The sequence below is a fragment of the Streptosporangium brasiliense genome (assembly GCF_030811595.1).
Classification (GTDB): domain Bacteria; phylum Actinomycetota; class Actinomycetes; order Streptosporangiales; family Streptosporangiaceae; genus Streptosporangium; species Streptosporangium brasiliense.
On the sequence record NZ_JAUSRB010000002.1, the window covers coordinates 8,298,201 to 8,309,393 of the forward strand.

The window sequence follows — 11,193 nt, forward strand, 5'->3', positions numbered from 1 at the left end:
GTCACCGGTGGGGCGCGGTCTCCTGAGGGCTCCCCTCCATGCGGACGATCTGGAAGCCGGCCATGGCCAGCACGGCGGGCAGGTGGCGTATGACGTTGCGGTCCTTCTCCTTGGACGACTCGGGCAGGCGCGCCCAGTCCTCCATGTCGGGGTGCCGCTTGCGGACGGTGTCACGGGAGGGGCCGTGGGTCCAGCCTTCCTCCGCGCGCTCGTCCATCCAGCGCCGGTGCTCCATGGCCGCCAGCCGTTCGATCTCCGCGTCGGTGAAGGTGAACCCGAGCTCGGGGTTGACCCGCGAGGCGAGGACGGCGCCGACGGCCTTGAGCTTGCGGCCGATGTCCTGGGCCTGGCTGCGGTTGGCCTTCTTGAGGGTCTCGGGCAGCTCGGGCCACGGGAGCAGTGAGTCGTTGGTCTCCAGAGAGTCGCCGTTCTGGAGGCAGTCGTAGACGTAGTTCTCATGGATGGCCCGCGCCAGCTGCTCGATGAGGTCCTCGGCGATCAGGCGCGGATCACCGGCCTCGTCGGTGACGGCGAACACCTGCAGGAGGCCGGCCAGGTTCTCCAGGAGGCTGACCCCCTGAAACGCCTGGTCGAACATCCCCTGTCGTTCGACCCGGATCACCAGCGAGCGCGGCGTGCCGGTCCACAGCCGCAACGTGGTCAGCGCGGTCTTCAGGGCCAGGTCCTCGTCGGGGTAGCACACGTACACCCGCTGCGGCACGCCGGGGAACCGGTAGCCCTCGGCGTCGAGCCGGCTGGGGTGGACGGCCGTCAGGTCGAGGGCGGAGTCGATGAAGTCGTATCTGCGGCGCATGGTGGCCAGCGCCGCGTCGGCGTCGGCGTCGACGACGGTCACCGGCAGTCTCGGCTGCGGCTGCGGCGAGCGCAGCCGCCACCGGCGGGCCAGCCCGATGAGCAGCGCGTGGCCGAAGCCGTCGAGGCCGAAGATCATGATCGGCAGGCATTCGCCGACGGGGTCACGGTCCAGCAGCACCCGGGCGGCGAGCTCGTCGCGGTTGAAGAAGTCGAGCCGGAGGCCGGGCGGATCGGCCACACCCAGCCGCCGGGCGCGCAGCGCGGTGCAGAGGTCGGGGTCGGGGATGAGGACGTAGGCCGCCAGCGGGCCGGGCGCGGCCCGCCGGACACCGTGGGCGGCCAGGGCGATCCCCGTGTTCGTGGAGCTGTCCTGCTCGCAGGCGTAGAGCACCTCGGCCCTGGCGACCCCGGCGGCCTTGAGCACGGCGGGGTTGCGGGCGTCTCCGACCACGTGGAGCACGCGGGGGTCGTCCAGGAGGGTGACGGGGGTGGAGGTGATCACCACGACGTCGCGCCCGGCGGCGCGCAGCCGCTCGACCAACCCCCGCGTCATCGGGCTCTCACCGCAGATCACGGCGTGCCGCCGCGCCTCCCGCGCCCGGATCCGCCGGATCTCACCGGCGAGCATGAGCCGGGCCGCCTCGAACAGGGCGTAGATCGTCACAGCGGGCGCGACGAACCTGGCCACCTCCAGCGTCCACGGCAGCGGGGCCGTGCCGTCGAGAGGGGTGGGGTCGAGGACGAACAGCTGGAGGACGTAGTAGAGGACGTCCAGCGGCGACCGCGCGAACTCGGGCCTGGAGAGCAGGTAGGTCCGCATGCCGACGCAGCCCAGCACGGAGGCCGCCACCGCCAGGAGGACGAACACGATCCGGAGCCGGAAGGCGGCGAACGGTGGATTCACTCATGCCTCGCTCATGACGGTGTCGAAGACTGCGTGATCGCGTTCATGGCCCCCGGACCGGAAATGGAACGGCTCTCCCACAGTAACGGCCAGATCCGCCGATCGCCCGGGATACGGAGGAGCGGCCTCCGGCCCGGCCTCACGCCATCCCCCGGGCCGCAGGGACCCGCCCGGCCGCCCGGCTCCGGTAAGCGCAGCGTCGGCGCAGGTGAAACGGGGTAAGAGCCCTTCAGCAGGTTCGATATCGGTCCATATGATCCGCTGCGGCCGTGCGGGGGGATGCTTCATGGCCATATTCCAGACGGGATCAGGCGTACTGCGCCGTAAACCCATCGAGCACATCGAAGAACCGGAGGGTGACAAGACCGAGCAGCTCACCCGTGTGCTGGGGCTGTGGCAGCTCACCGCGATCGGGGTGGGCGGCATCATCGGCGCGGGCATCTTCGCGCTCGCGGGCACGGTCGCCAACGGCACGGCCGGTCCCGCCGTCGTGGTGTCGTTCCTGATCGCCGGGGTCGCGAGCGCGGCGGCGGCGCTCTCCTACGCGGAGTTCGCCGGGCTCATCCCGAAGGCGGGGTCGGCCTACACCTACGGCTACGCGGTCCTCGGCGAGCTGCCGGGCTGGTTCATCGGCTGGGACCTGCTGCTGGAGTACACCGCCATCGTCGCGGTCGTCGCCATCGGCATCTCCGGATACTTCTCGTTCCTGATCAGCGACCTGGGCGCGCAGCTGCCCGCCTGGATGCTGGGGGCCCCGGGGACGGGCGCGGGGCACCGGGTGGACCTGTTCGCCGCCATACTGTGCCTGCTGATCGCCTACCTGCTGAACCTCGGCATGCGGAACGCCGCCCGGTTCGAGACGACCGTCGTCGGGCTGAAGGTCGCCGTGGTGCTGCTGGTCATCATCGTGGGCTTCTTCTACATCAACACCGACAACTACACGCCGTTCTTCCCCTACGGCATCGGGGGCGCCATCACGGGGGCGGCCACGGTCTTCTTCGCCGTCTTCGGTTACGACGCCATGAGCACGGCGGCGGAGGAGTCCAAGGACGCCCAGCGCCACATGCCGAAGGCGATCGTCTACTCGCTCGCCATCTCGATGGTCCTGTACGTGCTGGCCTGCCTGGTGCTGACCGGCATGCAGCACTACACGGAGATCGACAAGGAGAGCGGCTTCTCCACGGCGTTCCAGTCGGTGGGCCTGAACCGCCTGGCCGACGTGATCGCGGTCGGGGCGATCATCGGCATCCTCACCGTGATGTTCACGTTCATGCTCGGCGTGAGCCGCGTCTGGTTCTCGATGAGCCGCGACGGGCTCCTGCCCAAGTGGTTCGCCAAGACGCACCCGACGCGGCACGTGCCGACGCGCGTGACGTGGATCATCGGCATCGCCTCGGCCCTCATCGCCGGCTTCCTGCCCATCAGGGAGGCGGCGGAGCTGACCAACATCGGCATCCTGCTCGCCTTCGCGGTCGTGTGCACGGCGGTGATCGTGCTGCGTTACCGGCAGCCCGACCTGCCGCGGACCTTCCGCTGCCCGGCGATGCCGGTGGTGCCCGCGATCGGCGTCGTCTTCTCGCTCTGGCTGATCACCTACCTGCAGTGGCAGACGTGGGTGCGCTTCGCGGTGTGGTTCCTGATCGGCCTGGTCGTGTACTTCACCTACTCCTACCGCCACTCCGAGCTGGCCAAGGCGCAGACCGCGACGCACGAGGGCGGGGTGTGACCGGCCGGCCGCCGGACCGCGGACGCGGGCGGACGGCCGGCCGGGAAGGCGCGGGGAGGCCTCAGACGAGTCCTCTGGACGGGTCGGCCGTGAAGGAGACCACGCCCGCGGCGGTGCGGACCCGCACCCTCCCCCCGGAGCAGGAGATCTCCGGGTCGGCGGTGCCCGGCACGATCACGGTCAGCAGGGACCTCGCGGCCGGGGAGAGCACCGTCGTGCTCGAGACCCTCCTCAGGTAGCCGGGGGAGATCTCCTCCGGGCGCACCGACTGACCGCCGATCGGCGTGCACGCGGGCAGCTGGAGCTGGAGCAGCGACGCCTTCCACCGTCCGTCGGCCAGGACCACCCTCCCGCCCGCCACGGCGGTCGCGTCGAGCCCGGGGCCCAGGTGCCACAGCGGGCGGACCTGCCGTCCCCGCGGCACCGTGTCGAGCACGGCCATCAGGTCGCCGCCGTGCTCGACCAGCACCGACCGGGTACGGCTGACGCCGTAGGCGTCGTCGGTGAGCCGGAAGGACTGCCGGCCGGGGCCCGTGGCCGCCTGCAGCAGGCGCGCGGCCGTGCCCTCCCGGAAGCCGGCGCCGACCACGACGGGGACGTTGTGGGCCTGCGGCGAGAGCGTCCACCTCTGGTAGGGCGTCTTCTCGTAGGAGTGGAAGCCCGCCTCCACCAGGAGGTCGCGCCGCTGTGCGTGGTAGGTCACGCCGAGGTGGTCCTCATGACCGTGGAGCACTCGGCCGGGGCCGAACCGGATCGAGTAGTAGGCCGAGCCGGCGTCGTTCCAGGCGGTCCGGCCGAAGACGTAGCCGCCGTCGAAGACCTTCACGGTCTGCCGCTCGGCGGGGAATCCCTTCGGGCGCAGGTCGGCGGGGCTGTCGCCGATGGGCGCCAGGCGGCCGTCGGGCTGGGTGGCGTGGGCGACGTAGGTCTCCAGCGACCGCCGGCGCCGGATGAGGTCGGCGGGGACCGCCACCCCGCAGTCGCGGGCCTCCTCCATCGCGACGCCCAGCCGCTGGTGGACGTAGACCCCGTAGCGGGGAGCCTGCTCGCGCAGCACGCCCTGCCCGTCGATCGCGAGCCTGGCCGAGGCGCTCATCCGGCGCAGCGCCAGGGCCGTCCAGTCCTGCTCGCCGAAGCGGCAGCCGATGGCCAGCAGCGCGATGTCCTGGTCCAGTCCATGGTTGTGGCCACCCTTGTAGAGGGCGGCGTCGGCCAGGATCTCGGCGTGCTCGGCCAGCGTGGCGGCCAGCCAGTCATCCTTGACGTGGGCGCTGAGGCAGACCAGGGCCGGGGCCCGCAGCGCGACCGGGTGCTCGGCCCAGGCCCACTCGCTGGTGCCGGGCCCGCCGCGCGGGTTGTCGCGCACCCAGTCCTCGGCGATCTCGACGGCGCGGTCGAGGCGGTCGCGCCGTCCGGTGGCCTCGTAGTCGACGACCAGCCGCCCCATCCAGCGCAGCGTGTGCAGGTTCAGCGCCCACGAGCGGTTTCCGTAGGGGTCGATGCGCCAGTCGATGTCCCTGCCCAGGTCGACCGGGGGAAGACCGACGAAGGCGAGCCGTCCGCTCATCGCGTCGGTCGCCGGCACGGTGGAGAACTGGTCGCCCTGGCAGGTGACCTTGCCCCGGCTCTCGGCCAGGGAGAGCTTGGCCGGCCCGCAGGCCAGGAGGGTCAGGAAGGTCAGGAAGGCCAGGGTGAGGACACCCAGGCCGATGGTCCCCCGTCGTATAGCAAGCAAGCGTTTGCTCCATTAATAGGCGCGAGCGGCCCCTGCGCGCTCGCGACATGGAAAGAAGACGACATCCCCGGCGAGGCGAGGCCCCTCACCCCGCCGGGTGTCTCAGGAAGCCCCGAGGGGCCCCGGACGGCCGTGCGCCGCACGCCCGGCCGACGTTCTGATCATGAACCGTTAGATGCGCGATCCCCCGGAGTTGTTCTCCGCCGGACGGTCTTTTCGGCCCCGGGACCGGCGGGGCCGGACGCGGCCCGGGCCGCCGATCCCCGGAACGGCCCGCCCGCACGGCTCCGCGGGACATCCACCCCGGCGGAGTCCCGCCGGAGATCCACCCCGCACCGGACTTGAGAAATAAAACCCCCTAGGGGTATGTTACTGCCGCAGCGATACCCCACCGGGGTACAGGCGATAGGAGAATCCCATGTGCACGGCATGTGCGTGCGGCACCCAGGACAGCGCCTCCACGCAGGCGGCGGCGGTCGGCGCGGACGCGAGCGTCTACACGGTCAGCGGGATGACCTGCGGCCACTGCGTCTCGTCGGTCTCCTCCGAGATCGGCAAGGTCGGCGGCGTCACCGGCGTCCAGGTCGACCTGGCGAGCGGCTCGGTCTCCGTCAGCGGAGCGGGCTTCTCCGACGAGGACATCCGCGCGGCGGTGGAGCGGGCGGGCTACACGCCGACCGGCGCCGCACCCGTCGGCGCCTTCTAGAGAAAGGCGCGTCCCTGGGAGAACGTCCCGGGACGCGCGTCCCGGAGAACAGGGGGTGGGCGCGCATCGGCGTGCACGCCCACCCGCGGGGCCGGTCCGACTCCGATCACACCAACCCCCACGACGCATCCTGCCACCCGGCGAGGATGCGAGGAATCAGGAGTGCGGCATGAACGCCGTCAATCCACGCAGGTGGCAGGCACTCATCGTGCTCGCCGCCGCGCAGTTCATGGTCATCATGGACACCTCCATCATCGGCGTCGCGCTGCCGGACATGCAGCGCGACCTCGGCTTCTCCCAGGGCGACCTGCAGTGGGTCTTCAACGCCTACGTCATCGCCTTCGGCGGCCTGCTGCTGCTCGGCGGGCGGCTGTCGGACCTGCTCGGCGCCCGCAAGATCTTCACCGTCGGCTGGGTCATCCTGATCGCCGGCTCGATCGTCGCCGCGGCGGCGGGCAACGCCTGGGTCGAGATCGTCGGCCGCGGCGTCCAGGGAATCGGCGGCGCGCTCATCGCCCCCGCCTCGATGACCCTGCTCATGATGCTCTTCGGGCACAACCCGCGCGAGCTGGGCAAGGCCATGGCCCTGTACGGCGCCGCCGCGCCGGCCGGCGGCACCGCCGGAGTGTTCCTCGGCGGAGTGATCACGCAGTACCTGAGCTGGCCGTGGGTCTTCATCGTCTACGTGCCGATCGGTCTGGCCACCCTGGCCGCCGTCCCCGCCCTGCTGCCCGCCGTCCAGGGCAGGCGCGGCTCGGTCGACGTGCTGGGCGCCGTCTCCGTCACCGCGGGGATCGCCCTGGCCGTCTACGCCATCGTCCGCGCTCCCGAACAGGGCTGGAGCTCACCGGCCACGCTGCTGGAGCTGGCTGGAGCGATCGCGCTGCTGGCGCTGTTCCTGGTGATCCAGCGCACCGTCCGAGAGCCGCTCATGCCGCTCGGCATCTGGCGCACCCCGGGCCTGGCGCCGGCCAACCTGGCGATGGCGCTGCTCGGCGCGGCGTGGATCCCGATGTGGTACTTCCTCAACCTCTACCTGCAGCAGGTCCTGGGCTACGGCGCCTTCGCCAGCGGGGCCGCGCTGCTGCCGATGACCATCGCGATCATGATCTTCATGATCGGCATCACCGCCCGGCTGCTGGGACGCTTCGGCGCCAAGCCGCTCATCGTCCTGGGCCTGCTCGTGCTGGCCGCCGGCGTGGCGGGACTGTCCCTGGTGCGGCCGGACGGGGCGTTCGCCTCCGACGTGCTGCCGGCGTCGCTGGTCGCGGCGGTCGGCATGTCGCTGGCCTACATCCCGGCGATGATGTCGGCCATGTCGGGGGTGCGGCCGGAGGAGAGCGGCCTGGCCTCGGGCATCGTCAACACCACCTACCAGGTCGGCTCGGCTCTCGGGCTCGCGGTCATGACCGCGATCGCCACCTCCCGGGGCGCCGCCGAGCTGGGAGATCTCCCCAGGCTGACCGAGGGCTTCCAGGGTGCCTTCATCGGCGCCGGAGCGGTCGCGGCCGCGGGAGCCGCGCTCACCCTGCTGCTCATGCGCAGAGCCAGGTCGGCGGCCCCGGCGGAGGCCGGGACACAGGCGGACTCGCTCGGCGTGTAGTCATCCGGGGTGCGCGCACCGCGCGCACCCCTGCCATCGCCCGCCTCATCCGCTCCTGACCAGCACACCAAGCACGTGAACCACGAAGGCCCAGAGGAGAAGTGATCGACATGACCACCACCACATACACCGTCACGGGCATGACCTGCGGCCACTGCGTCAGCTCGGTCACCGAAGAGGTCAGCGAGGTCCCGGGCGTCACCAACGTCGAGGTCGACCTGGCCACCGGCCTGCTCACCGTCGACAGCGAGGGCCGGATCGACGGCTCCGCGATCATCGCCGCCGTCGAGGAGGCGGGGTACGGAGTGGTGACCCCGTCATGAACACACCCGCGAAGCTCGGAGCCTACGCCCTCGGACTCGCCGTGATCCTCGGCGGAGCCCTGGGACCACGCGCCCAAGGCGCTGCCCGCGGCCGGCCGTACGGCCACGGTCGACGGCCACACCGTCACCCTCGACGGCGACCTGGTCCCCGGCGCCTCCAGTAAGCTGAATCTCAAGGTGAGCAAGGACGGCAAGCCGGTCACCGATCTGCAGCCCTACCTGGGCGCCTACGGCCACCTGGTCGCGCTGCGCACCGGAGACCTGGCCTATCTGCACGTGCACCCCGACGGGGAGCCGGGCGACGGCAGGACCGCTCCGGGCCCGGAGATCACCTTCTACGCCGAGGTGCCCAGCAGGGGCGACTACCGTCTCTTCCTGGACTTCCAGCACGAGGGGACCGTGCGCACCGCGGACTTCACCCTCGGCGCGGGGACGTCCACGGCGGCTACCGCGACGCCCACGCCGAGCGCTACGCCGAAGCCCGCCCCGGACCCCACGGAGTCCGCGGAACACGGCAGCCACAACCACTGACACCTGGCATGACGGACGGAAGGAGCAGGTGATGTCCCCCCTCACCGACGACAGACCCCAAGGCGCGGTCGAACTTTCGATCGGCGGCATGACCTGCGCGTCCTGCGCCAACCGGATCGAGCGCAAGCTGAACAAGCTCGACGGCGTGACCGCGACCGTCAACTACGCCACCGAGAAGGCCAAGGTCACCTTCCCCGAAGGGCTCGACCCCCAGGCGCTGGTCGCCGAGGTGGAGAAGGCCGGCTACAGCGCCGAGCTGCCCGCTCCGCCCAGCGCCGAAGGCGCGCCGGCCGAGCCCCAGGACGAGCTCCGGCCGCTGCGCAACCGGCTGATCACCTCCCTGGTGCTCGCCGTACCGGTGATCGCGATGGCGATGATCCCGGCCCTGCAGTTCACCAACTGGCAGTGGCTGTCGCTGACCCTCGCCGCGCCGGTCGTGGTCTACGCCGGCTGGCCCTTCCACCGGGCAGCCTGGACCAACCTGCGCCACGGCGCGGCCACCATGGACACCCTGGTCTCGCTCGGCACCGTCGCGGCGCTCGGCTGGTCGCTGTGGGCGCTGTTCTTCGGCAGCGCGGGCACCCCCGGCATGACGCACCCGTTCGCCTTCACCATCGAGCGCACCGACGGCTCCGGCAACATCTATCTTGAGGCCGCCGCGGGCGTGACGGCCTTCATCCTGGCCGGACGTTACTTCGAGGCCCGCTCCAAGCGGCGGGCGGGAGCGGCCCTGCGCGCCCTGCTGGAGCTCGGCGCCAAGGACGTCGCCGTACTGCGTGACGGCCGCGAGATCCGGATCCCCTCCGACCAGCTCAAGGTCGGCGACAGGTTCGTGGTCCGGCCCGGCGAGAAGATCGCCACCGACGGCGTGGTCGAGGAGGGCTCCTCCGCCGTCGACGCCTCCATGCTGACCGGCGAGTCGGTGCCGGTGGAGGTACGGCCCGGCGACACCGTGACCGGCGCGACCGTCAACGCCGGCGGACGCCTGGTCGTCCGCGCCACCCGGGTCGGCTCCGACACCCAGCTCGCCCAGATGGCCCGCCTGGTGGAGGAGGCCCAGACCGGCAAGGCCGCCGTGCAACGGCTGGCCGACCGCATCTCCGGGATCTTCGTCCCGATCGTGATCGCGCTGGCTCTCGGCACCCTCGGCTTCTGGCTCGGCACCGGCGGCGGCGCCGGCGCCGCCTTCACCGCGGCGGTGGCCGTGCTGATCATCGCCTGCCCCTGCGCCCTGGGCCTGGCCACCCCCACCGCGCTGCTGGTGGGCACCGGCCGCGGCGCCCAGCTCGGCATCCTGATCAAGGGACCCGAGGTGCTGGAGTCCACCCGCGCCATCGACACCGTCGTGCTCGACAAGACCGGCACCGTCACCGAGGGCCGGATGACCCTGGCCGAGGTGCACCTCGCCGACGGCGAGGACCGCGCCGAGGTGCTGCGCCTGGCCGGCGCCCTGGAGCACGCCTCCGAGCACCCCATCGCCCAGGCCATCGCCCGGGGCGCCGCCGACCAGGTGGGCGAGCTGCCCGCGCCGGAGGACTTCGCCAACGTCGAAGGGCTCGGCGTCCAGGGCACCGTCGACGGGCACGCCGTCCTCGTCGGCCGCCCCCGCCTGCTGGCCGAGTGGTCCCAGCACCTGCCCGCCGAGCTGGAGCGCAAGCTGGCCGAGGCCCAGGCGGCCGGCCGTACCGCCGTCGCGGTCGGCTGGGACGGCCGGGCCCGCGCGGTCCTCACCGTCGCCGACACCGTCAAGCCGACCTCGGCGGAGGCGATCAGGCAGCTGCGCGGCCTGGGACTGACCCCGGTCCTGCTCACCGGCGACAACGAGGCCGTCGCCCGGTCCGTGGCGGCCGAGGTGGGCATCGACGAGGTGATCGCCGAGGTGCTGCCCGCCGACAAGGTCGACGTGGTCAAGCGCCTGCAGGCCGAGGGCCGGTCGGTGGCCATGGTCGGCGACGGCGTCAACGACGCCGCCGCGCTCGCCCAGGCCGACCTCGGCCTGGCCATGGGCACCGGCACCGACGCGGCCATCGAGGCCTCCGACCTCACCCTGGTCCGCGGCGACCTGCGGGTGGCCGCCGACGCGATCCGCCTGTCCCGCCGCACCCTGCGCACCATCAAGGGCAACCTGTTCTGGGCCTTCGCCTACAACGTGGCCGCCCTCCCGCTGGCCGCCCTCGGCCTGCTCAACCCGATGATCGCCGGAGCCGCGATGGCCTTCTCCTCGGTCTTCGTGGTGACCAACAGCCTGCGGCTGCGCGGCTTCAAGTAAGCCGCCGGTTCAAACGAGCAAGGCGCCGTGACGGCCTCCAGCCTGACGCCGGGGGCCGTCACGCCGCTGTCCGGGGTATGGGCAGGCGGCGACCCTCCCAATTCGCGGAGATCCCTTGCAGATAAACGATAGGTTGCTACCGTTTTGTGCGAGAGCGGTCTGGACGGCGAGTCATCCAGGGGGTTGCATGAGCGAGTCTCCGACTCTGCCGCTGCACATGCGGCGGGCAGGGTTCGATCCTGATCCGGAACTGGCGGCGCTGCGCGACGGGGAGGGGGTCAGGCGCGTCAGCACGCCGTTCGGCGTCGACGCCTGGCTGGTCACCCGCTACGCGGACGTGCGCGCGGTGTTGGGCGACGCCGAGCGGTTCGGCATCGCCCAGCAGAGCGCCATCCGCATGCCGGACGCGCCGAAGCTGAGCCCGGAGGAGATCGCCGCGATGCGGGCGGGCAACCTGCTCGCGTTCGACCCTCCCGAGCACACCCGGCTGCGCCGGATCCTGACGCCGGAGTTCACCATCCGCCGGATGCGGCGGCTGGAACCGCGGATCAGGCGCATCGTCGTACTATCAAACATGGGA

7 protein-coding genes and 2 pseudogenes are annotated in these 11,193 nt (G+C 71.7%); 7 read left to right on the forward strand and 2 right to left on the reverse strand.

Annotation, left to right across the window (positions count from 1 at the left end; translation table 11 throughout):
- Position 1: 1 nt before the first annotated feature.
- Positions 2-1,720, reverse strand: a complete 1,719-nt coding sequence (locus J2S55_RS47055; protein WP_306875256.1) for a RyR domain-containing protein — start codon at positions 1,718-1,720, stop codon at positions 2-4.
- A 286-nt stretch (positions 1,721-2,006) separates the two neighbouring features.
- Between J2S55_RS47055 and J2S55_RS47060 the strand changes: the two genes are divergently transcribed.
- A complete protein-coding gene (locus J2S55_RS47060; RefSeq protein ID WP_306875258.1) occupies positions 2,007-3,446 on the forward strand; it encodes an amino acid permease in 1,440 nt (479 codons plus the stop codon).
- Between the two features lie 61 nt (positions 3,447-3,507).
- On the opposite strand, the gene J2S55_RS47065 is transcribed toward J2S55_RS47060, so the two are convergent.
- Positions 3,508-5,181, reverse strand: a complete 1,674-nt coding sequence (locus J2S55_RS47065) for a heparinase II/III family protein (RefSeq protein ID WP_306875259.1) — start codon at positions 5,179-5,181, stop codon at positions 3,508-3,510.
- A 418-nt stretch (positions 5,182-5,599) separates the two neighbouring features.
- On the opposite strand from J2S55_RS47065, the gene J2S55_RS47070 reads away from it, so the two are divergent.
- The 6 genes and pseudogenes from J2S55_RS47070 to J2S55_RS47095 all read left to right on the forward strand — a co-directional run.
- Complete coding sequence (locus J2S55_RS47070) at positions 5,600-5,887, forward strand: heavy-metal-associated domain-containing protein (protein ID WP_306875261.1); 288 nt, start codon at positions 5,600-5,602, stop codon at positions 5,885-5,887.
- Between the two features lie 169 nt (positions 5,888-6,056).
- Positions 6,057-7,490 (forward strand): MFS transporter, encoded by a 1,434-nt coding sequence (locus J2S55_RS47075; protein ID WP_306875264.1) that lies wholly within the window; start codon positions 6,057-6,059, stop codon positions 7,488-7,490.
- Positions 7,491-7,600: 110 nt separating this feature from the next.
- Complete coding sequence (locus J2S55_RS47080; protein ID WP_306875265.1) at positions 7,601-7,813, forward strand: heavy-metal-associated domain-containing protein; 213 nt, start codon at positions 7,601-7,603, stop codon at positions 7,811-7,813.
- A gap of 63 nt (positions 7,814-7,876) precedes the next feature.
- Positions 7,877-8,344, forward strand: a pseudogene (locus tag J2S55_RS47085) (DUF8832 domain-containing protein); the annotation flags it as partial.
- Positions 8,345-8,375: 31 nt separating this feature from the next.
- Entirely contained in the window at positions 8,376-10,613 is a 2,238-nt protein-coding gene (locus tag J2S55_RS47090) for a heavy metal translocating P-type ATPase (RefSeq protein WP_306875267.1), read from the forward strand.
- A gap of 187 nt (positions 10,614-10,800) precedes the next feature.
- Positions 10,801-11,193: pseudogene (locus J2S55_RS47095) on the forward strand (cytochrome P450); the annotation flags it as partial.